General features: G+C 64.3%; 21 protein-coding genes. 5 read left to right on the top strand and 16 right to left on the bottom strand.

Annotated elements, in window-relative coordinates:
- Positions 1-218: 218 nt before the first annotated feature.
- The gene (locus tag HGBR_RS05345) at positions 219-1,238 is read left to right on the top strand and encodes an LppM family (lipo)protein (RefSeq protein WP_161601844.1); all 1,020 of its coding nucleotides are present in this window, start codon (positions 219-221) and stop codon (positions 1,236-1,238) included.
- Between the two features lie 90 nt (positions 1,239-1,328).
- On the opposite strand, the gene HGBR_RS05340 is transcribed toward HGBR_RS05345, so the two are convergent.
- From HGBR_RS05340 to HGBR_RS16535, 7 genes are all read right to left on the bottom strand, one after another.
- Positions 1,329-2,990 carry an ABC transporter ATP-binding protein gene (locus HGBR_RS05340; RefSeq protein ID WP_161601843.1) on the bottom strand — a complete coding sequence of 554 codons (1,662 nt, stop codon included), beginning with the start codon at positions 2,988-2,990 and terminating at the stop codon, positions 1,329-1,331.
- Between the two features lie 198 nt (positions 2,991-3,188).
- Complete coding sequence (locus HGBR_RS19360; protein WP_161601842.1) at positions 3,189-4,172, bottom strand: glycosyltransferase family 2 protein; 984 nt, start codon at positions 4,170-4,172, stop codon at positions 3,189-3,191.
- The gene (locus tag HGBR_RS19355) at positions 4,169-5,011 is read right to left on the bottom strand and encodes an alpha-1,2-fucosyltransferase (RefSeq protein WP_083882730.1); all 843 of its coding nucleotides are present in this window, start codon (positions 5,009-5,011) and stop codon (positions 4,169-4,171) included. The genes HGBR_RS19360 and HGBR_RS19355 overlap by 4 nt, the downstream gene beginning before the upstream one ends.
- A complete protein-coding gene (locus tag HGBR_RS05325; RefSeq protein ID WP_019158294.1) occupies positions 5,008-5,976 on the bottom strand; it encodes a glycosyltransferase family A protein in 969 nt (322 codons plus the stop codon). Before HGBR_RS05325 ends, HGBR_RS19355 begins: the two co-directional genes overlap by 4 nt.
- A 170-nt stretch (positions 5,977-6,146) precedes the next feature.
- Positions 6,147-7,307 (bottom strand): acyl-CoA dehydrogenase family protein, encoded by a 1,161-nt coding sequence (locus HGBR_RS05320; protein ID WP_019158293.1) that lies wholly within the window; start codon positions 7,305-7,307, stop codon positions 6,147-6,149.
- A gap of 31 nt (positions 7,308-7,338) precedes the next feature.
- Entirely contained in the window at positions 7,339-8,532 is a 1,194-nt protein-coding gene (locus tag HGBR_RS05315; RefSeq protein ID WP_019158292.1) for an acyl-CoA dehydrogenase family protein, read from the bottom strand.
- A 71-nt stretch (positions 8,533-8,603) separates the two neighbouring features.
- Positions 8,604-9,947: an MFS transporter gene (locus HGBR_RS16535; RefSeq protein ID WP_245533265.1), complete on the bottom strand. Its 1,344-nt coding sequence runs from the start codon at positions 9,945-9,947 to the stop codon at positions 8,604-8,606.
- Positions 9,948-10,016: 69 nt separating this feature from the next.
- On the opposite strand from HGBR_RS16535, the gene fbaA reads away from it, so the two are divergent.
- The 4 genes from fbaA (at position 10,017) to HGBR_RS19350 (ending at position 14,514) form a co-directional block, all read left to right on the top strand.
- The gene (fbaA, locus tag HGBR_RS05305; RefSeq protein WP_261795126.1) at positions 10,017-11,072 is read left to right on the top strand and encodes a class II fructose-bisphosphate aldolase; all 1,056 of its coding nucleotides are present in this window, start codon (positions 10,017-10,019) and stop codon (positions 11,070-11,072) included.
- A gap of 91 nt (positions 11,073-11,163) precedes the next feature.
- On the top strand, positions 11,164-12,165 hold the full coding sequence (gene rfbB / locus HGBR_RS05300; RefSeq protein WP_040364642.1) for a dTDP-glucose 4,6-dehydratase: 1,002 nt from the start codon (positions 11,164-11,166) through the stop codon (positions 12,163-12,165).
- Positions 12,166-12,175: 10 nt separating this feature from the next.
- Complete coding sequence (locus HGBR_RS05295; protein ID WP_019158288.1) at positions 12,176-13,594, top strand: sugar nucleotide-binding protein; 1,419 nt, start codon at positions 12,176-12,178, stop codon at positions 13,592-13,594.
- Between the two features lie 104 nt (positions 13,595-13,698).
- The gene (locus HGBR_RS19350; protein ID WP_161601841.1) at positions 13,699-14,514 is read left to right on the top strand and encodes a nucleotidyltransferase family protein; all 816 of its coding nucleotides are present in this window, start codon (positions 13,699-13,701) and stop codon (positions 14,512-14,514) included.
- Here the strand turns inward: HGBR_RS19350 and rfbA are convergent.
- From rfbA to HGBR_RS16515, 9 genes are all read right to left on the bottom strand, one after another.
- A complete protein-coding gene (rfbA, locus tag HGBR_RS05285; protein ID WP_019158286.1) occupies positions 14,450-15,328 on the bottom strand; it encodes a glucose-1-phosphate thymidylyltransferase RfbA in 879 nt (292 codons plus the stop codon). The genes HGBR_RS19350 and rfbA overlap by 65 nt on opposite strands.
- Positions 15,329-15,338: 10 nt before the next feature.
- Positions 15,339-15,641: a hypothetical protein gene (locus HGBR_RS05280; protein WP_019158285.1), complete on the bottom strand. Its 303-nt coding sequence runs from the start codon at positions 15,639-15,641 to the stop codon at positions 15,339-15,341.
- Entirely contained in the window at positions 15,638-16,138 is a 501-nt protein-coding gene (locus tag HGBR_RS18700) for an arsenate reductase/protein-tyrosine-phosphatase family protein (protein ID WP_083882728.1), read from the bottom strand. The genes HGBR_RS05280 and HGBR_RS18700 overlap by 4 nt, the downstream gene beginning before the upstream one ends.
- Positions 16,131-16,577 carry a VanZ family protein gene (locus HGBR_RS16525; RefSeq protein ID WP_019158283.1) on the bottom strand — a complete coding sequence of 149 codons (447 nt, stop codon included), beginning with the start codon at positions 16,575-16,577 and terminating at the stop codon, positions 16,131-16,133. Before HGBR_RS16525 ends, HGBR_RS18700 begins: the two co-directional genes overlap by 8 nt.
- 20 nt (positions 16,578-16,597) lie before the next feature.
- A complete protein-coding gene (locus tag HGBR_RS20515) occupies positions 16,598-17,284 on the bottom strand; it encodes a glycosyltransferase family protein (protein ID WP_218915938.1) in 687 nt (228 codons plus the stop codon).
- A gap of 349 nt (positions 17,285-17,633) precedes the next feature.
- Positions 17,634-18,749, bottom strand: a complete 1,116-nt coding sequence (locus tag HGBR_RS05260; protein WP_019158281.1) for a glycosyltransferase — start codon at positions 18,747-18,749, stop codon at positions 17,634-17,636.
- Positions 18,746-19,795 carry a glycosyltransferase family 4 protein gene (locus tag HGBR_RS19345; RefSeq protein ID WP_026077361.1) on the bottom strand — a complete coding sequence of 350 codons (1,050 nt, stop codon included), beginning with the start codon at positions 19,793-19,795 and terminating at the stop codon, positions 18,746-18,748. The genes HGBR_RS05260 and HGBR_RS19345 overlap by 4 nt, the downstream gene beginning before the upstream one ends.
- Positions 19,792-20,841, bottom strand: coding sequence for a glycosyltransferase family 4 protein (locus HGBR_RS16520; protein ID WP_019158278.1), 1,050 nt, complete (start codon positions 20,839-20,841; stop codon positions 19,792-19,794). The genes HGBR_RS19345 and HGBR_RS16520 overlap by 4 nt, the downstream gene beginning before the upstream one ends.
- Positions 20,838-21,719 (bottom strand): hypothetical protein, encoded by an 882-nt coding sequence (locus HGBR_RS16515; RefSeq protein ID WP_147522252.1) that lies wholly within the window; start codon positions 21,717-21,719, stop codon positions 20,838-20,840. Before HGBR_RS16515 ends, HGBR_RS16520 begins: the two co-directional genes overlap by 4 nt.
- Positions 21,720-21,846: the final 127 nt, after the last annotated feature.

Raw genomic sequence — 21,846 nt, 5'->3', positions numbered from 1 at the left:
GCGGCCGCGGCGATCGCGATGCACGCGTGGGTCCGGCGCCACACCTTCGGCCAACTGCCGGGATGATGCGCTGATAGGTTGGATCGTGCCAGGCGAGAACCCCTCCGCTCCGTGTCGAAAGTGAGCCCGCCATGATCTCGACAGCTCGGCGAATCCGACCGCGCGCGTTCTTCGCCGCTGGGATCACGACACTTCTGCTCTTCGCCCTCAGCGGGTGTGTGAAGTTCAACGCCGACTTCCAGGTGGGAGCGGACGAGACGCTCACCGGATCGATGAGGATCCTCGTGGACCCGGTTGCGCTGGAGGACATGGGATCCCCCGACCCCTCCGGTGAGCTGGACGACTCGATCGACGAGGCGCAGAACGACCCGGAGATGCCCGACGGGGTGACCGTCGAGCGCGTCGAGGACGAGGACGGTTACATCGGGATGGGGATGACCTTCGACTCCGTCCCCGCATCCGAGTTCCAGTCGGGCAGCACCGGCATGGAGGGCGTGGGCGTCGACGGGATCGAGGTCAGCCAGGCCGACGGCGAGATCACCTTCACGATGTCGAACCCACTGGTCACGGGCATGGACTCCGGCTCGTCCTTCGGGGGCAGCAGCGGGATGCCGTCGACCGCACGGTCGATGTTCGATGAAGCCATCGTGTCCGTCGGGTTCCCGGGGAACGTCGTCACCGCAGAGGGTGCAAGCATCGAAGGCAAGACTGCGACCTGGGATCTTCGTGACTACGACGGCGACACTCTGACGGCCGTGGGCGAAGCGTCGAGCTTCCCCTGGGGCATCGTGTTCCTATTCGGCGGGATCGTCCTGTTCCTGGTGATCGTGGCCGGTGTGGTGATCCTGATCCTGGTGCTTCGGAAGAAGAAGCCGGCTCCCAGCGGCGGTGCCCCCTTCGCAGCGGCAGGAGCACCGCAGGTGCAGGGGTACCCGGGGGTGCAGGCGCCGCAGGATCCCGGACAACCGCAGCCGCATGCTTACGGCAATCCGCCCACCGGGTACGTCGGACCACCGGCTCAGGCCTCTGGTCCGCCAACGATGGGCTCGCCCAGGCAAGCCCCAGGTGCCCCGCGCAACCTGAATGCCTCGGGAGCGCAGGCTCCGTGGCCGCAGCAGGGGTACTCGCCGGACCAGGGCGGGCGGCCTCACCCAGGTGCGCACCCGCCGTCTGGCGACAGCCAGAGCCGTTTTGCACCGCCGCGACGTCCTGACCAGTCTGAGTCGCCAGGCTACTGATGGAAGTGGTGGGCTGTCTGCTGAAGATCGCCTTCGATGTGAGTGTGTGACGTCGTGCTGAAACCGAGACCGTCGTGCCGCCGAAGGGCGTCAGTTCAGTCGGCCCAACTCGACGAGCTCCGCGAACTCCGCGCTTGAAGCCGTCACCTCGTCGAAGGTCCCCTCTGCTTCGACCGTTCCTTTGGACATGTAGATGAGTTTGTCGACATTCCTGATCGTCGAGAGTCGATGAGCCACGATCACAATCGTCAACTGGCCGGACAGGGAGTTGATGGTGCGAGTGATGAGGTTCTCAGTCTTGTTGTCGAGCGCTGAAGTGGCCTCGTCGAGCACGAGGACCTTCGGTTGCCGATAGAGTGCACGAGCGATGCCGATCCGCTGGCGCTGGCCACCGGAGATCCGGACCCCCCGTTCGCCCAGGCGTGTGCTGAGGCCGTCCGGGAGCTCATCGACGAGGTCGTCCAGCTGCGCATCAGCGATGGCTCGCCGCAATCGTTCGTCGTCGATCAGGTCGTCCGGAACACCGAAGGCGATGTTCGCGCGTACTGAAGCGTTGACCAGGTATACGTCCTGCGACACGACACCCAGAGACCGCATCCATGCCTGCGAGTGCTCGTGGATGCTTGCTCCCTCAACGGTGATCGAGCCTTCGCGTGGGGTGAAAAGGCCGAGGACCAGATCGAGAAGAGTGCTTTTTCCGGCTCCACTGGACCCTGCGATCGCGACGGATGATCCTTGAGGGATAACTGTGCTGACGTGTCGGACAGACCAATCCTGGGCGTCGGGATAGTGGTAGCCGACATCATTCAAAACGATGTCCCCTGACAGCACGTCGGCCTGGTCGGTCTCCATGGCCGAGGAGTCGACTGAGCCAACGTTTGGAAGCGTATCGAGCTCATCTTCGAGTACTTCGACGCTGACGCTGGCGGAGCGAATCTGCACAAGGGTGAAGGCCAACCGATTGAGGGTGGGGGTGATGCGTCCTGCCGCCGCAGCGAACACGCCTAGTACTGCCACCGTCTGATTTGGGTCACCTGCGATGGAGATGACTGCGGCGATCGCCCCGATTCCCAAGATCAGCGATACTTCGAGGGCGTACTTCGGAAGCTCGGAGATGACGGAGAGATTGCGCGACGCGATCGCGGACTTTCGTTTAGAGGATGCGAATGCCTCAAGGAACCGCGAAGCGCTGCCCGTGAGTCTGACCTCGCGGAACCCCTCGATGAGTGGGAGCAAAGACGACCATGCGGCGAGCTCCTGATCCGACATCTGCAAGCCGGTGCGTCGTGCCCGCGATCGAGAGAAGAGCTGTGTTCCGACGATCGTAGTACCGAAGACGAGTGTGGCAGTGGCCAGACCTATGGGTGAGATGACGCCCAGCACAATGACGGTCAGCAGAATCGTGAGGCCATCCACGCTGAGATTCAGGAGGCCACCCAGTACGCCGGAGATGACCTGGTGCACCGAGAAGTTCAACTGTCTCTGGACTTCGGCGGTGTCGCGAGTTCGGTGCACGTCGTAGGGGGAGGAGGAGTAGAGCTTGAGTAGCCCGACAGACGCCTCCGCTTCAAGGACGTTCTGTTTGCCCAGCTGCCACCTGCGGATCAGGAGAGCAGAAACGCTCTTGAGGACGAACACCGAACCGATGAAGCCTGCGAGAGCGATGATGACCGCACCCGTGTCAGTGAGGCCGAAGCGACTGAACAGATCGATGATCTGGCCCGCTCCTGGTGCGTCCGTCGCGACGAGCATGAGTGGCAGTGTCGCTGCGACGCCGGCCATGTCCATCAGCGCGATGAGGAGCGACCCGGCTGCGGACCACACCAACCATCGATGGTTCTGGTGGGGCACGAGGCGGGCGAAGATAGTCAGGATTCTACTGAGCACGAGTGTCTCTTTCGGGCGTGATTTCACGAAGTAGCGCTGCCAAGCGGGTGGGAAGCGGTGGTGTCATACGTTATCGGCGGTTGGAGCAGTGAGTCCGACCCTCTGGCGCGGGATCGGAAGTCTCCGGAGGATGCAATACTGCACGATGCCCTGCCAGAAGCCCGCAACGCTCGCTGCTCGCGATGCAAGGCCTGGAAAATCACGTGTGGAACTGTCGCTGAGCATCCTGATCGCCGCAAGTGGCAACGCCAGTGTGGATCGGACCAACTGACCGCGCTGCAGATACGCAGACTTCTTGCGGACTCCGTAGCGTTCGCAGAGCAGTACGTGTACGGACGCCGCACGTCGAGCAACCTGTCGTTGCTCTGGCCCAGCATCACGCGTCCTGTATGCGATCCTCATGGCATGGGAGTCCAGCACCGGGCGACCCGAAGCGCGCAACCGAAATGCGAGATCGTTATCCTCCCCGGTGAAGGGCAACGATTGGTCGAATCCACCGAGCTCGTGGAAGAGCTCCCGGGTCATTCCGAAGTTGCCGCCCATGAGGATCGGGATCGCGAGGCTCTCCTGCAAGCGAACGGACGGTTCATCACGACCAGGCGACGGGTCGATCATCTGGTGGAGAGTCCTGACGTCATGAGAGAACTCGCTCTCACATACGGGGATGGCGCTCCCGGAGAATGCATCGGCTCGGGTGAAGAGGAGCATTGCGTCAGCGAGCCACCTGCTGGAGACGCAGTCGTCCGCATCGCAGAAGACGAGGAGTCCTGCTTTCGCGTGCCGAGCTCCCACATTTCGCGCATAGGACACTCCTGCCTCAAGCGGTGCATCGACAATCCGCACCGCTGTTGCCCCCGACTTCACGAGTCCAGGCCGGTGTGTGTCGACGACAGCCTTGAGATCGTCCGTGGAGCGGTTGTCGACGATGATGACCTCGAACGCGGGGGCCTCCACCTGGTGCCGGAGCGCATTCAATTGGAGCGGCAGCACTCGTGACGCCTGATGGCAAGGAATGATGACAGAGAGTTGCGGGCGATCAGTTCTCACGACATAGTTCCGTCGGCCGCTGACTCCCCGGTCCGGTGCCATCTGGGGTCGAAGAGGTCGGTGATTCGGCGGCCGTCGCTGGTGCGCTGATGCAACGGGGGAGCGACAGCCATGTGGTCGTCGCTCATGGAACGAGCCAGAAAGCTGCCCCAGTAGGAAAAGGTGGAGTTTGCGAGCACCAGGCTGCGGGCCGCAGCGAGAACTGCAAGATCGTCGAACATGTCCCGTCGATCAGGGAGGAATCGCATGGGGGCTGGCAGCACGTCCTGCAGATGTGTGCGGCACCATTCGGTGTCGTCCGACACGACGAGAAAGTCTTCTGTCGGTCGTCCGGCACCTCTGACGATCTTGAGAGCTTCGACGACATGCCGTCTGATATCGATTCCGAACTCGGCCGCGTGAGCAGGCACCGAGTAGTAGTCTCCCCGTCGCACGTTGATGACGCATGTCTGCTCGTCAACGTGGATTGACATCGAGTCGATCCGACGTGCGAACGAAGGCGTATGCGCGAGAAGCCACCTGCAGAATGCAATGTTCTCGTCAGCGGTGTAACTGGTGCCGAAATGATGTCGTGTGGCGAAGGTTCGTCGATCCAACAGCCGGACGTCGTGGCGTGAAGTGGTCAATGACGAGAGGACGGGGAACTCGTTCAACCACGAAGCCATGTGGTCGGTGTTGAGGACGGCACGTCGGTACCCAGTGCGCAGTCCTGCGTGAGCCCACAACCAGTAGTAGAGGATGTTCCCGCCGCGGACAGTTGCTGGTGTGAATTGGACTTCACGGGCGCCGGAGCGCGAACGGGCCAGATCAAGTACGGGTTGTACGACTGTCCGAATCATGTCGCGCTCTTCCCGCCCACCGTGCTACGCGCGGTGCGAGTCACGACGAATAGGCTCCAGCGCACAAGATGGAACGCGACTGCGAGACGGTTGGAAGCACCTGACCGAGCGTGCCAGAGGAGTGAGAATGATGCTGCTGGTCGCATAGTCGTTCGGCTGGCGCGCTTTGCGATCTCCCAGCGCCGTGATGCAGCGACGCGCGCAAGCTGATCCTCTGCGTCCTCATAATGCTTGAGTGCTGTATCCAGCGAGAAGAGGAAGCGGGGACTTGTCGAGGAGAATCCGCTAGCACCCAGGGAGTCATCCAACCGTCGTACACCGACAAGTGTGTCTTCGGTGTAAACGAAGCGGTGTCGCTTCGACAGCCGGACGAGCAGCTCGAAATCCTCGTAGAAGATGTCCGGGTTGTAGCCACCGGCTCGTTTGAGCGCGGCGGTGCGCAAGAAGATAGAGGCTGCCGGGACCCAGTTCGTCTGGAGCAGGGCTGCGAATGGGTACTCGCGGGTCTCGTGGTCAGCCGGCCAGGGAAACTCGATCATCGAGGTGGGGTGGACGACTTCCGACTCCGCATCGATCACGATTGCGTCGCTGTACGCGAGCGCCGCATCGCGTTGCGCCGCGATCAGATTGACGTGCCTCTCGATGCGGTCGGGAAGCATGATGTCATCGGCGGATATGTATGTCATGAACGTGGTGTCGATCGTCGCGAGATTCTGGTTGAGCGTGCGGTTCAGGCCGATGTTCGAACAGTTTCGCCTCAGTTCTCCGAACCCTGGATTGTCGGCGAGGAAGTCTTCGATGATCGCAGTGGTGTTATCGGGCGAATGATCATCCGCGATGATGACCTTCCGTGGGCGCACAGTCTGCGACTTGATGCTTCTCAAGCACTCCAGGACGTACTCCGCATGTCGATAGGCAACGACAAGAACTGTCACGTCGGCGGTACTGCCTTCGCGCACGTGCATGCCAACACCTCATTCCGATTGACGGTGCCAGCGGGGGCACCTGCCGTGAAGTCATCGTACGCAAAAGGAACCGTCGAATCGCATTCGGTAAAACTCGAGGGGTGCACTGCGGGGACGTCACAGATCGTGACGTCCCCGCAGTGCACCCCTCGCGAGGTCGACCGCAGAGGTCAGCTCAGCTCAACCGCGTGCGGCTCGATGAGACCGCCCAGCGATGCCAGGTCCTGCGTCACCGTGTCGACATCGTCGAACGTGCGCGGGATGACGGTGAGGCGCTTGGCGTAGTGACCGATGGGGTACTCCATCGTCATGCCGATGCCGCCGTGCATCTGGATCGACTCCTGGCTGATGTCCCGCGATGCTTCGTCGATGATGAGCTTCGCCGCGAGCACGTCGCGGTGGCGGGACTTCGCGTCCCCGGCGCCCTCGTCCGCGTTCTCCTCGCCGGTGATCGCCAGCTTCGCGTACAGCGCCATCGACTTCGCGCCCTCCAGGGTCGCGTACGCATCCGCCGCGCGGTGCTGGAGCGACTGGTTCACGCCGATCGGAGCACCGAACTGCTCACGCGTCTTGAGGTACTCCGCCGTCATGTGGAGCGATGCTTCCATCGCGCCTACGGCCTCTGCCGCAAGCGCTGCGTTGGCCGTGTCGATGACGCGTCCGATGACCTCCGACGCATCTCCGTGACCTAAGCGCTGGGCAGGTGCTGCCGACAGGGTGACAGAACCCGTTCGGAGGCCGTCCGCTTGGATTCGTGCGTCCACCGCGACGCCCTGCGCGTCCGCCTCGACGAGGAACAGGCCCACCGTGCCGTCGACCGCCGCGCTGACGACGAATGTGTGTGCGTCCGGTGCACCCAGAACGGCGGACTTCTCACCGGTGAGGGTGTAGCCGTCGGCCGACTCCGAGGCCGTGGTCGCCGGTGCGTTCAGGTCGTACCGGCCAGTGGGCTCGTACCCAGCGAACGCCAGCAGCTTCTCGCCGGCGATCACAGCGGGCAGGATCGACTGCTTCTGCTCCGGGGTGCCCGCCGCGTCGACGAAGCCGGCGCCCAGCACCACGGTGGACAGGTACGGTTCCAGCACGAGAGCGCGGCCGAACTCCTCCATGACGACGGCGACCTCTGCGAAACCCATGTCCGCGCCGTCGTAGTCCTCGCTGAAAGGCAGGCCCAGCAGGCCCATCTCTGCGAAGGAAGCCCACTTCTCCTCGCTCCAGCCCTTCTCCGAGCGAAGGATCTCTTCGCGCGCCGCCGGATCGTATTCGGTCCGCAGCAGTCGTGCGACAGTCGACTTCAGTTCGCGCTGCTCATCTGTGAGTTCAAGGTCCATCTGTGTCTCCTAGTTCAATGAAGTCGGTGGATCAGAGGCCCAGGATGGCCTTGCTGATGATGCCGCGCTGGACCTCGGACGAACCGCCGTAGATGGTCACCTTGCGGTAGTTGAAGTAGTCCCGGATCGCGTCGACGGACGCGGGCGGGAGGTCGGAGAATCCGTCTCCGGTCGCCGCGTTGTCGATGAAGTCAAGGCCCTGGGGGCCCAGCACGTCGACCAGCAGTTCTGTGATGTCCTGCTGCAGCTGCGAACCGTGCAGTTTGAGGACGGACGAGCGGGGGTCCGGCTTGTCGTTGCCTGCCACCTGTGTCGAGAGGATGCGCAGCTGCGTGAACTCGAGCGCCGTCAGCTGTGCCTCGAGCTTCGTGAGGCGCGCGGAGAAGAGCGGATCGTCCAGCAGGGTGCCGCGGGAGGTCCGTGTCATTGCGGCGTAGGCCTTCGCGCGGGCCAGGTTGACCTTCGACATGCCGATGCGGGCGATGCCGGTGCGCTCGTTGCCCAGGAGGAACTTCGCGTAGGTCCAGCCCTTGTTCTCCTCCCCCACGAGGTTCTCCACGGGGACCTCGACGTTTTCGAAGAAGACCTCGTTGACCTCGACGCTGCCGTCGATCAGTTCGATCGGGCGGACGGTGACGCCGGGGGTCTTCATGTCGATGAGGAGGAAGGAGATGCCTGCCTGCTTCTTGACCGACGGATCGGTGCGGACCAGCATGAAGATCCAGTCGCCGTACTGGCCCAGTGTGGTCCACGTCTTCTGACCGTTGACCACGTACACGTCGCCCTTGCGGACGGCGGACGTCTTGAGCGATGCCAGATCCGAACCTGCGTTGGGCTCGGAGAAGCCCTGGGACCACCAGATGTCCAGGTTCGCGGTGGCCGGGAGGAAGCGCTCCTTGATCTCCTGGCTGCCGAAGGTGGCGATGACGGGCCCCACCATGGAGGCGTTGAATGCGAGCGGCTGGGGCACGCAGGCCAGCTGCATCTCCTCGAGCCAGATGTGGCGCTGGACCGGCGTCCAGTCCTGACCGCCCCATTCGACCGGCCAGTTGGGGACCGCGTAGCCGTACTTGTTGAGGATGCGTTGAGTGGTGACGATGTCGTCCTTGCTCAGTTCCTCGCCCACGGCGACGCGGTACCGGATCTCCTCCGGGATCTCTGTGCGGTAGAAGGCGCGCATGTGCTGAGCGAAATCGCGCTCTTCCTGGTTCAGCAGCTGATCCATCGACACTCCTGTGTGGAAGACGTGGCATTCCGACGTGTGCCGGATGCGGTTGTTGCCAGTGATCGTATCAATTAACTGGTCGATCGATCAGCGCGATTCGACGTGGCGTGTGAGCGGTGCATCGACCAGAACAATGCTAGTCCTGCCATGAGGACGGCGGCGATCCCCAGGGCGCCTGCGCGCTGGTACCCCAACAGTGCGATGAACAGGGCGAACATGACGGGTCCGATGAAGCTGACCGCGCGTCCCGTGGTCGCATAGAGCCCGAAGTTCTCGCCGGCCTCCTCTGGCGGGGTGATGCGAGCGAGGAATGCACGTGACGAGGATTGGACAGGCCCCACGAAGAGGCACAGGAAGACTGCGCACGCCCAGAAGAGCGTGGGCGAATCGGAGATAGCGATGGGCACGGTGCCGGCGATGAGGCAGAGAAGCCCTGTGATGATCACTGCGGGCGAACCGAGGCGGTCATCGAGCCATCCCGCTGCGATCGCTCCGATGCCGGCGGAGATGTTCGCGACGACACCCAAGAGGATGACCTCCGAGGGAGAGAGGCCATACGACCCAGCCGCCAGTACACCTGCGAACGCGAAGATCGCGGCCAGTCCGTCGCGGAAGACAGCCGACGCGATGAGGAAGCGCAGGGTCAGCCGATCCTCGCGCCATATCCGGACGATCCGTCCGATGAGGCGGCGATAATCGGCCAGGAAGAGTCTGATCCACCCTGTCGGCCCCGATTGTCGGCGGGCAGCCTCCTGCTGCGGTGTCGCGTCACCTGCAGCGACCGGAGAGCGTGGTGCGAGGAAGAGAACGGGCAGTGCGAAGAGTAGGAACCACGCGGCAGCCATCACGGCGACGATCCGGTAGCGGAGACCGTCCTCGTCGACGGCGCCGAACAGCCCGACCTCCGGCGATATGACAGTGACGAGCAGCAGAACCAACAATGCCAACCCGCCCAAGTACCCCATACCCCAGCCGATCCCGGAGATGCGGCCTACGTTCTGTGGGGTGGAGATCGAGAGCAGGATGCTGTTGTAGGACACCTCGGCGAACTCGAAGAACACATTGCCGACGGCCAGAAATGCCAGTCCCAGCCACAGGTAAGACGGGGAGTCCTTCACGAAGAACATCGCCGCCATGCAGCCGACGACGACGAAGGTGTGGAACCCCAGCCAGAAACGGTGCCTCCCGCTGGCGTCCGCGCGGGTTCCCGCCGCAGGCGCGACGAGTGCGATGACGAGCCCGGCGGCGGCTGTGGACCAGCCGAGCGCTTGGGAACCTGCCTCCTCGGTCGTGGCGACGCCGGACGTGAGGTAAGGGGCGAAGACGAAGGTGACGATGACCGCATTGAAGGAGGCCGATCCCCAGTCCCAGAGCGTCCAGGAGCCGATCGCGCGGTAGTCCACAGTTTTCGACATGGCATCAGAGTATGTGCGCGTCATGCATACGTGGATGTGCAGTGGAGGAATCCACTCCGGGATGAAAGCATGGGGCCAACTCGTCTCACAGAAGGAGTCGTCATGCCCATCGCCACCCCTGAGATCTACGCGGAGCTCGTCGACCGAGCGAAGGACAACGGCTTCGCGTATCCCGCCGTCAACTGCACGTCCTCCCAGACGATCAACGCGGCGATCCGTGGATTCGCAGAGGCAGAGTCCGACGGGATCATCCAGGTGTCGACCGGCGGTGCCGAGTATCTCTCCGGACCTACCATCAAGGACCGGGTCCGCGGTGCGGTGGCGTTCGCGGTCTACGCGCACGAGGTTGCGAAGTCCTACGACGTCAACATCGTCCTGCACACGGACCACGCGCCGAAGGACGCCGTCGAGCAGTGGGTGAAGCCCCTGCTGGAGATCTCCACTCAGCGCGTGCGGAACGGTGAGCACCCTCTTTTCGGTTCACACATGTGGGACGGCTCCGCGGAACCCCTCACAGACAACCTCGTGCTCGCGGAGGAGCTCCTGGAGCTTTCCGCGGCGGCGCACACCCTGCTGGAGATTGAGATCGGCGTGGTGGGCGGTGAAGAAGACGGAGTGGAGAACGAGATCAATGAGAAGCTCTACACGACTGTCGACGACGCACGCGCCACCGTGCAGGCGCTGGGCACCGGCGAGAAGGGGCGCTACCTCACGGCGCTCACGTTCGGCAACGTCCATGGGGTCTACAAGCCCGGTCACGTGAAGCTGCGGCCGGAGCTCCTAGGCGAGATCCAGGACGCGATCGGCGCTGAGGTGGGCAAGGAGCGGCCCTTCGACCTGGTCTTCCACGGCGGGTCGGGGTCGACGGCGGACGAGATCGCGACGGCCGTGCGTCACGGCGTCGTCAAGATGAATATCGACACGGATACGCAGTACGCCTTCACGCGTCCCGTCGTCGACCATGTCCTCAAGAACTACGACGGTGTGCTCAAGATCGACGGCGACGTGGGCAACAAGAAGCTCTACGACCCGAGGTCCTGGGGCAAGGCCGCAGAGGCGTCGATGGCGGAGCGGATCGTCGAGGCGTGCCAGCACCTGGGATCGGCCGGCAACCGGATGCGCTGACCGCCGGTCAAGAGGTCAGTCTCCATGGGTCTGAATCTCCTTCAGTTTCGGTAGACTCAATCGAGTCCCCACCGTGACGAAAGGATGGCCTGTGCCGCGCACGCTTCTAGTGACTGGAGGAGCCGGTTTCATCGGTTCGAACTTCGTCCATCACATCGTCCGCACGACAGATGACCGGGTGGTCGTCCTCGACAAGCTCACGTATGCAGGCAACCGCGAGTCGCTGGCGGACCTACCCACCGACCGCGTCGAACTCGTGGTGGGTGACATCTGTGACGCAGAACTGGTGGATGGGCTCGTCGCACGCGCCGACGCGGTCGTGCACTACGCGGCGGAGAGTCACAACGACAACTCGCTGGCGTCCCCCGGGGCTTTCATCCAGACGAACATCGTCGGCACATTCACTCTCCTGGAAGCCATTCGGAAGCATGACGTGCGATTCCACCATGTCTCCACGGACGAGGTGTACGGCGACCTGGAACTGGACGATCCCAGGCGTTTCACAGTGGATACCCCGTACGCGCCTTCAAGTCCGTACTCCGCGTCCAAGGCGGGTTCGGATCATCTGGTCCGCGCCTGGGTCCGGTCGTTCGGCGTTCCGGCGACCCTGTCGAACTGCTCGAACAACTATGGTCCGTACCAGCACGTCGAGAAGTTCATCCCCCGGCAGATCACGAACCTGATCGACGGGGTCCGGCCGCGCCTCTACGGGGCCGGTGCGAACGTGCGTGATTGGATCCACGCCGACGATCACTCCTCCGCCGTGGCCCTGATCCTGGAGAAGGGGACGATCGGCCAGACCTATCTCATCGGCGCAGACGGCGAGAAATCGAACCGTGAGGTAGTGGAGCTGCTGCTGCCTCTGTTCGACCGTTCACCCTCCGACTACGACCTGGTCGCGGACCGCCCGGGCCACGATCTGCGCTATGCGATCGACTGGTCCCTGCTGCGCGATGAGCTGGGATGGGCGCCGCAGTACTCTGACTTCTCTGCGGGGTTGGACGCAACGGTCCGCTGGTACCGCGACCACGAGTCGTGGTGGCGCGGGGCCAAGAGCGGGACCGAGGCGAAATACCTGGCTCAGGGACAGTGAGGCGAGTCGAGTGAGCGCGAGGACCGATCTGCGCGTTGAGACCACGCCGGTCCCCGGTCTCCTCGTCCTGCATCTGCCGGTCCACGAGGACAACCGCGGCTGGTTCAAGGAGAATTGGCAACGGGCGAAGATGACAGCACTGGGGCTGCCGGATTTCGACCCGGTGCAGCACAACGTCTCCTTCAACACCTGCCGAGGAGCGACCAGAGGTTTCCACGCTGAGCCGTGGGACAAATTCGTCTCGGTCGCCAGCGGACGGGTCTTCGGCGCGTGGGTCGACCTGCGAGAAGGACCGTCATTCGGCCGCTCGTGCTGGATCGAGCTCGACCCGTCTGTCGCCGTCTTCGTGCCCCGCGGGGTGGGGAACGCGTTCCAGACCCTCGAGGACGCCACTGCATACTCCTACCTGGTCAACGACCACTGGTCTGCCAACGCGTCCGACGAGTACACGTTCGTGAATCTCGCGGACCCGACTGTAGCGGTGCCGTGGCCCATCGACCTGTCCGCGAGCGACGTGGAGATGTCGGACAAGGACAAGCATCACCCGATGCTCGATGAGGTCGCCCCCATGGCTCCCCGGAAGATTCTGGTCTTGGGCGCTGACGGTCAGGTGGGCCTTGCTCTGCGACAGGCAGCGGACGCGTCTGGACGTCGCGATTGCGAGTTCTTCTCTCGATCAGACTGCGATCTGGAGGATCCGCAGTGCTTCGACGGCATCCGATGGGGTGCCTATCGCGCGGTCGTCAATGCGGCCGCATTCACGGCTGTGGACGAGTCCGAGACCGCCGCCGGGCGACGGCGCGCGTGGTCGGTCAACGCTGCTGCGGTCGCGCGCTTGGTGCGGGCGACACGGGGGACAGGCGTCACGCTGGTGGGCTTCTCGAGTGACTATGTGTTCGACGGCGAGCAGGCACTGCACCGGGAAGATGAACCGCTGGCTCCGCTGGGCGTCTACGGTCAGACGAAGGCCGCGGGCGATCTGGCTCTGGAATCCGTGCACCGACACTTCATCATCCGCACGAGCTGGGTAGTAGGTGACGGAGCGAACTTCGTCCGGACGATGCAGGGCCTCTGTGAGCGCGGAGTCTCGCCGTCGGTCGTTTCGGACCAGGTGGGCCGGCCCGCATTCGCAGTGGACATCGCCCGCGCTGTCTTCCACCTGCTCGACGGGGCGGCGTCGTACGGAACGTACAACGTGACGAATTCCGGCGACTCCGTCAGCTGGGCGGATGTCGCCCGTGAGGTCTTTGCCGTGAGCGGCGGGTCCGTGGACGACGTCACTGCGGTGACGACGGCGGAGTACTTCGCGGGCCGTGATGGAATCGCGCCTCGTCCCCTCCGGTCGACGCTCGACCTCTCGAAGATCGTTGAAGCGGGCTTCTCGCCACCCCCGTGGCGCGATCGTCTGCGTGAGTACCTCGGAGTATGAGCGAGGCCTCTGTGTCAGACGGCGACGGACCTCCGCCGCCGACCCGCGTCCGGCTCGCACACGCATGCGTCCAGTGGCTTGCAGATCGAGCGGACAGCCGCATCATGCACATCAAAGGGCACGCTCTCGACGCTGCGTCGCGCTCACAGCGCGGTGGCGGTACGGATGTGGACGTCCTGGTCGCGCCACAGGATCAGAGCGCATTCGAGGAGCAGCTGCGAGCCGGAGGATGGGAACTGATCACCTCGTTCCGGTCGGGGTCGTTCTTCGGACATGCGGCGACCTATTACCACCCCGTCTGGGGGACCACCGATCTGCATCGTTGGATTCCGGGTCTGGAGCGAGATCCGCATGTGACGTTCGAAGCGCTGTGGCAGACCCGCCAGCCGCGCGAGCTGGGAGGGGCAGAGTGCGCGGTTCCGTCGGATCACCACCACCGCCTCATCCTGCTGCTCCACGCCGTGCGCAATGGCGCGCTGGGCGGTGTCGACTATCGGTTGGGGTGGGGGCAACTGGACGGCCCTCTGCGAAGCGCGGTTCGCCATGCGGCATACGCTCTGGGTGCGCACGTGCCGTTCCTCCTGGCGACGACGGAGGCCGAGCACGTCCCAGGTCGGAGTGCGCATCTGTGGTCGACGATGATGCGGGGGCGGCCCACGACAGAGCAATGGGCGGCACGCTTCAAGGACGTGGAGTCGATGAGGCAGCTGGTGGACCTGATCCACGATGCGGTCGTGGCCAACCGTGAGCACCTGCAGCTCGAATTGGGCCGACAGGTCGTCGCGTCGGACATGGTGCGAGAACAGCTGAGGCGGGCAGGGGCCGCGGCACGCTGGGTGTTCGGATTAGGCGGACTCAGCCGTCGTCCCGGCCTCGGCTCACGAGGTGTTCGAGGTACAGACCGTAGCCACTCTTCTTGAGCGGTTGCGCTCGTTCCAAGAGCTGGTCGTCGTCCAGCCATTCCATGCGCCATGCGATCTCTTCCGGACACGAGACCTTGAGCCCCTGCCGTGCTTCGATCGCTGAGACGAAAGCTCCGGCCGCGTGGAGGGACTCGAAGGTCCCGGTGTCCAGCCACGCAGTGCCGCGCGGAAGGAGCTCGACGGTGAGCGCATCGTCGTCCAGGTAGGAACGGTTCAGGTCCGTGATCTCCAACTCCCCGCGAGACGAAGGCTTCAGTGCCTTCGCGCGGTCCACAACGGTGCTGTCGTAGAAGTACAGGCCGGGGATCGCCCAGTTGGACCGGGGCTCCGCCGGCTTCTCCTCGAGCGACACGGCCCGCCCCTGGTCTCCCACTTCGACGACGCCGTACGCGCGCGGATCATCCACCCAGTATCCGAAGACGACTGCTCCGTCGGGGGAGGTCTTGTTCTGCAGACGAGTGCCCAGCCCGGGACCGTAGAAGATGTTGTCTCCCAGCACCAGCGCGCTGGGCTGGCCCTGCAGGAACTCCTCGCCCAGGACGAAGGCCTGCGCCAGCCCGTCCGGATTGGGCTGTTGGGTATAGGAGATCGAGACGCCGAACTTGGACCCGTCTCCCAGCAGAGTGGAGAAGGCCTGTGCGTCGTGGGGAGTGGTGATGACGAGGATCTCCCTGATTCCCGCGAGCATGAGCGTCGACAAGGGGTAGTAGATCATCGGCTTGTCCCAGACGGGCATCAGCTGCTTGCTGACGCCGTAGGTGAGGGGATGGAGACGGGAGCCGGTGCCGCCGGCCAGGATGATTCCGCGCATCTGCAGTCCTTCAGAGGGAGAGGGTTCGTGGAGGGGTCGTGTGGACAGGAGACAGGAGGCCCGCATCGATGAAACCGTCCACCGCTGATCGGAGTTGATCGGGAGCATCGTCTGGTGCGTCGTCGACCAGCGACATGCAGGCGTCGACAGCCTCTGCGATCGGGGTGGGCTCGCGGAACTGCTCGAGCAGGATGACCGCCATGCCCTCCAGCCTGATGACGGGACCATGCGGCAACGGGGCGATCCAGAGTGTGTCCTCCACGACCTCGGTCGCGGCGTCCGTTCGTTGCCATCCGGCCGGTGCCAGTGTCATCGTTCGCCTGCGATCCGGGACAGGACGTTGTCGATCTCGTCCGCAGCACGTGCTGCTTCGGAGTGACCCAAACGGTAGGGGTCTGCGATGTCGTCCTGACGTGTGAGCGCGGGGCGGAACAGAGTGCTGGGGAGAGGTGACCACGCAGCGGCGGCGGGGGACGCAACCAGGTCACGTGCATAGGGCTTCATGACGAAGGTTCGGTTCAGCAGATCGGGCCACTCCTCGGCGATGAATCCGCGATGCTCGCCCGTGGCGCAGAGGATGAGGTCGGCGCTCCGTGCCAGCGGCGCGGTCAATTGCTGGGCCGAGAACCCCTCGGAGCTCCCGCCTCGGCGGTCCAGCTCGACGGCCATCTGGTCGTCGACTCCCCACCCGCGCATGGCATGCGTTCCGGCACTGACGAACTCGACATCACTGACCAGGTGCTGCGCCCGCCTCTCTGCGTAGGCCGAGCGGCAGATGTTTCCTGTGCAGACGAAGAGGACTCTAGCCATGTGAGGAGTCTATCGAGGGGGTCGTCCGTTTCTCACACAAGCGCGCAACGAGGACGCCCACCCCAGTTCCGATCGCCCCGCCCGCTGCATTCAACGCGATGTCGAGTCCCTCCGGCGTCCTCTGGTCGAGGAAGAGGAACTGAGCTCCTTCGATGAGGACGCTGACGACGACGAGCACTGCGGCCCACCACCAGCGCGGGTGCAGCAACGTGAGGCCCAGGCCCAGCGGGACGAAGAGGACGATGTTCCAGATCGCATCCATCTGCTCCGGCGTCGTCGCATCGGGTATGAGCGAATGAGACCTCAACCACCACCAGATGCTGACGTTGAGGCGGTTGATGGCCCAGCCCGACGGGAAGAGAACGAGGACTGCGGCGACAACCGCACCACCCAGGAGGATTGCAGCCCCCACTGCCCTGCGGACGGTGGCTGCACGCATGCGCGGTCGGGGACTCTGCCTCACAGGTGATCCAACAGCACCCGAATGCGGTGGTCGAACGTGTGCTCTGCCAGAGTCCTCTTCTGCGCGGCCACGCGGATGGGATCCGTGCGGAGTGCGCCGCGAGCAATCCGCGTGCACAGGTCGACGAGGTGGTCGGTTCCGGAGTACGTGAGGACTTCCGTGCCGGGTTCGTAGAACTCCTCGACGTCTGCGCGGTCGATGAGTTGCACCCCGCCCACACCGCATGCCTCGAACGTGCGCATCGTGAACCCCTCTTGGTTCCAGTGAGAATTCAGCGTTGCGTCGGACCCGGACATCACGCCATAGGCCTGCGCGCGCGAGATATCCGGATGGGTGACGAACGGCATGGTCCGGAACCGGCGGGTCCTGATCCTGTCCGTCAGCCGTGATGACCACGTCTTGCCGTATGCGACGACCGGAACGCCTGCGGCATGAAGCGCGAGAAGTGCTTGTTCGCGGTTCGCATACCGGGCTCCGATGAATGTGGTGGCTCGTACTCTGCGATGCTCGACGTGCGAATGCTGGTCGAACGCGTTGGGCAGGTAGAACGCATCCACTCCGTCAGCCTGCAACCGGTCAGCATCGGGCGCGGAATAGGTTGCGATCGTCCCGATCCGCGCATTCTCGACGAAATCGTCTCGCATTCGACGGATCTCATCGTATGCCCAGGTGAGGAGCGGCACGCGGTGCTCATGGACTGCATCCCACCAGCGGGCCGACAGCTGATCTCCACGGATGACGACGACCGCGTCCGGTCTCACCTGCTGGAGCCGGCTGATGGCGAGGTCGGTGAGGTACTCAGCGATCCGATGTGTGACGCCGGGGTGGGGGAGCGAATGAGAGACTGCATTGGCTGTTCGTGCGAAGAACGGACCGGGCTGGTCGTACACGTGGGTGTGAACCGTCCATCCCTGCGCCTCGAATGCGGCGGACATGGCCTTCCAGTAGTCCTGGAACGCAGGCGAGACCAGCAAGAGGTTCTTCGTCATGGTCGGCCTTCCTCTTCCTCCGTCATGCCAGCTCGATTCACGGTCATGACAGAAGCTCCTCCGCGTGTGAGCGGATCTCATGGATGAATCGTTCTTCGGAGAATGACTCCGCATGCTGGATGATCTGCTGCGCGTTCCACTCGACATCGGCGGAGCTGCGGACAGTCGCCGCGATCTGATGAGGCGTGCTGCGGTCGAAGAGGAGTCCGGAGACTGAGTCTGCGACCGTGTCCAGGTACCCGCCCGCGCGGAGGGCGAGGACGGGGGTGCCGTACGCATTGGCTTCTACTGGCGTCAGTCCGAAGTCCTCGAAACTGGGCGCGATGAGTGCGGTCGCGTGAGCGTAGGCCCAGCGCATCTGGGCATCCGACACGTCTTCGGCGAAAGCGACACGATCCGAGGCGAGAGCGTGCAGTGCGTCCCGCTCCGGGCCGCGACCGATCACGAGCAGACGTTCATCCGGCAGCAGCTCGAACGCCCGGATGGCCTGATCGACGTTCTTGTACGGGAGGAGCCGAGAGACGAGGAGGTGGAAACGGAGGCCCGCCCCCAGCCAGTCGGCTGGTTGCTCGATGGGGTGCTGTTCTCCCGTCGCATCGACTCCCCCCGGCGGGAACAGGGGATCTGCGGAGAAGCCATACACCCGTTGGATCCGGCGGGAGATGAGAGTTGAGTTCGAGAGATAACGATCCGCTTGACGCGCGGCCTGTTGGTCCCAGCGGACGAGAGACGGTTGGAGCAGCTGGAGCGCCAGTCCGGACGGAGATGCGAGTGTGGGCCTGCCCAAGTACTCGTCGGCGAGGTAGAGCCAGCGGGCGGGGGAGTGGCAGTAGATCAGCTTCCGGCCGGTGGTGGGGAACCCGTGTGCCCATCCGGATGAGCTGACGATCGTGAGGTCGGCGTCGATCGACATGCGGTCGGCGAAAGGACGGAGAACGGGCAGCGCTCGACGATGGTCTTTCTGCAGGGCTGCGATTCGATTGAGCGGCGACGTGCGGATGGGGAGCGAGGCGAACTCCGGGTACGTTCCCGCCGGGTCGTACAGGAGCGTGTGGATCTGGGCATCGGGAAACGCCCGTGACAGGGAGAGGACGACTCTCTCCGCCCCTCCACGTTGGGTGAGGTAGTCGTGTGCGATCGCGATGCGAGGCCGGGTCATACAGCCCCCTCGATCCGGGAGAGGAGCGCCTCGAGTCGGGTGCGTCCCGCTTGTGGGCTGAAAAGTTCTTCCCACCGGCGCCGTGACGCATCGATGTGGTCGACGATCGCGCCTTGCTTCCGCTCGTCGGTGAAGCGGACGAGAGCGCGAGCCAAGTCGTCGACATCGCCGGCACGGACGATGTAGGAGTGATCAGCGCCCACGACCTCGGGCAATGCGCCGTCGTCGCTCACGATGACGGGCACGCGGGCGGACAGCGCCTCCGCGGCGACCAGTCCGAATGCCTCGCCCCAGTTCGACGGTACTACGAGGAGATCGATCGTGGAGAGAAAGTCGGCCGGGCTCACCCAGCCGTCTTGGACGATGGGGACGTGTGAAGCGGCGAAGACCGCCGATACTGTCCGTTCCTCATTGCGATCTCCGAAACGTGTCTCGCCGCCGATGTGAAGCTGCAGATCGATCTGTGGCGCGGCCGACTGAGCGGCGTTCGCCGCAGCGACGAGGTCGTGGATCCCTTTGTCGAGCGTCATCCGGCCCAGGAAACCCACGCGGATGGGGGTCTCGATAGGGCGTGGAACCGGTCCCTCAGTGTGCGTACTGAGGTCTTGAGTCCAGTTGGCGAGGACTTCGGCGCCGGGCACGCGATCGGCGACCCACTGGGAGGGCGCGATCACAGCAGTCGCGCGGTGCAGTGCTGCGGGGACGAGGGGCTGCAGGTGACGAGCCGGTACTTGGTGAAGATGGACGACGCGGTTCGATAGACCGCTGGTGGCGGTCGCAGGCAGGAAACCGTTCGCCCACAGCAGAGTGGGAGACTGCCGTCGCGCCCAGCGCCGCAGCGCTAGCAAATAATCGGCGCGGCCGCGCGAACGGATCCCGGCGACAAGGTGCCCAGCGCGGTGTGCCGACGACAGAAGTTCTGGCTGGTGCGACGGTGCAACGACGACAGGTTCATGACCCAATTCCTGGAGTGACCTCGCGACGTGGAGAAGCATGACTTCGCCACCGCCCATGAGCCCCTGATTCGAGAGCAGCAGAACTCTCATGACCGCAGCTCCTCGTAGACTGTTTCGATCTGGTCGATCATGTGCGCGATGCTGGGCCAGCCGGGAGGCAGGTTCGGACGGCTTTCCGTCGACAACGCCTGCTCCTCGATTCGGAATGCGACCTCGGCCTCGGCACCCGATGTCAGCGCCTGCGGCGGCAGGAACTCACTGTTACCACCCACATTGCTGGCGACGACGCCCAAGCCAGCAGCGACTGCGTCGAGGAGGGAGTAGGAGCAGTTCTCCCAGTCGGAGAGCTGCACCAGTACGTCGTGATCGCGCAGTGCCGATCGCGCGTCGATGAAACCGGGGAAGCTGACCGCCTCGTCAACACCCAGCTCTTTCGCGAGCAAGTGCAGATCCTGGCGGAGTTCACCTCCGCCTCCGATCGTCACAGTCCATCGTGCGTCGTCGGACCGAAGCCGGGCGAAGGCGTGGAGCAACAGGTCGATGCGCTTCTCCGGTGCCAGTCGTGACAGCACGAGAATGCGGCGCCCGATCGACGGCGTTCGTGGTGCCGCGTCCACGCCATTGTGGAGGACATGGATCGGGAGGTGCGCTCGCCATTGGCGACGCATCTCGTGTGCGGTCGCGTGGGACACGGCGATCGCGGCGTTGAACCGCGTCAGGCGGGCAGCGTGAAGCCGCGGCGTCAGCGCTTGGCGTACGGCGCCAGAATGATAAAGGTCGTGCTGTGCCGCGATCCCATGCTCGGTTGTGACCCGGTGGGTGCCTCGCGGGAGTGCCGCAGCAGCGAGGACGACGTCCGCGAACGCGAGGTGCGAGTGGACGACTGCGGGACGCAGGGAGCGCGTGATACGTGAGAGGGCACGTGTGGCCTTGACGGGGCCGTCGTCCACGCCCACGGGTGCGCTGATCACCGGAGCACCTGCACCGCGCAGCAGAGTCACGGCAGGTCCGGGAGGCACGACGAACACCAGCCGATGTCGATCCATGCCTGTCTGCGCCACGTCGATGGCGTGGCGCAGCACCCCGCCCACATCGCTGACGGGGAGGCACCAGAGAGCGAGCGGTCGCACGCTCATGGTGTCACCTCACGAACGATGGAGGAGACGACCTCGGCCGACGTACCCGGTATCAACGAGGGGTCGAGCTGCGTCGGTCTGTCGGGCCACCGTCCGATCTGATATCGCTCCCAGAAGGCTTCGAGCCACTGGGGCGGTCGGACCGCAAAGCCGTACGTGTGCAGACCTGCTGCGGCGGCTTCGAGGAGACCGGTGGAGAACATGCTGACGACCGGGCGTCGCTCAGCGGAGAGCGCGGGACCTCCGGATTCGAATGTCACACCTGCGGTACGGAGAAGTCTGTGGGCGGCGCGTGCCAGCGCAGACTGTTCGGATGGGTGCGGACGGTATTCGGCGCCGGTGCGCCTGCAGAAGTACACCGCCGTCCCGACCTTGGTGCGCCACGGCAGTTCTGCACCGTGCATCTGGCCGAGGAAGAGCGGACGGTCCAGCGACGATCCTCCCGTCTTCGTGGACGCGTCCTCCCTCGCCCACACCAATGGTGGCGCGCCCACGGTGGCGGTCGAGATATCCGCACGCGCTGCGGACCAGTAGACGGCGTCCGCGTCGCTCCACGCCAGCAAGTGTGAGCCGACAGCGAGAGGCGGAGTGAAGGGGGTGAGGAGCCCGTGCTGCAGGATCGTGAAGCGGCCGCCGCTGCGTCGGCTGGCGCGCCAAGCTGACTGACCGACGCGGGCGAAATGACCGATGGAGAGGTAGACCGCTGCGTGAAGCAGCTGTGGGTCAAGCGCCTCTGTCGGTGCGGCGATCTCTCCGCGCAGGCGAGCATCGCCGGCGTCGACGACCGCAACGGTCGTTCCCTGTGCACGCAGAGTTCGGATTACTGCGGCGAAGGTGCGCACCATGGGCGGGTTCGTGGTGTCGAAGGCGACGATCACCTCGGCATCCGGAGGACCCGTGATCATGAGGGGCGTGACAGAATGCTCGGCCGACGCAGCGTGACGTGCACGGTTCGCCCACCGGCTGAGTCTCCGCTGTCGATCCTGCCACGCTTGCCACCGCTTC

It is taken from the genome of Brevibacterium senegalense, from assembly GCF_000285835.1.
Classification (GTDB): domain Bacteria; phylum Actinomycetota; class Actinomycetes; order Actinomycetales; family Brevibacteriaceae; genus Brevibacterium; species Brevibacterium senegalense.
This window is presented reverse-complemented; position numbering and strand designations above follow the sequence as displayed.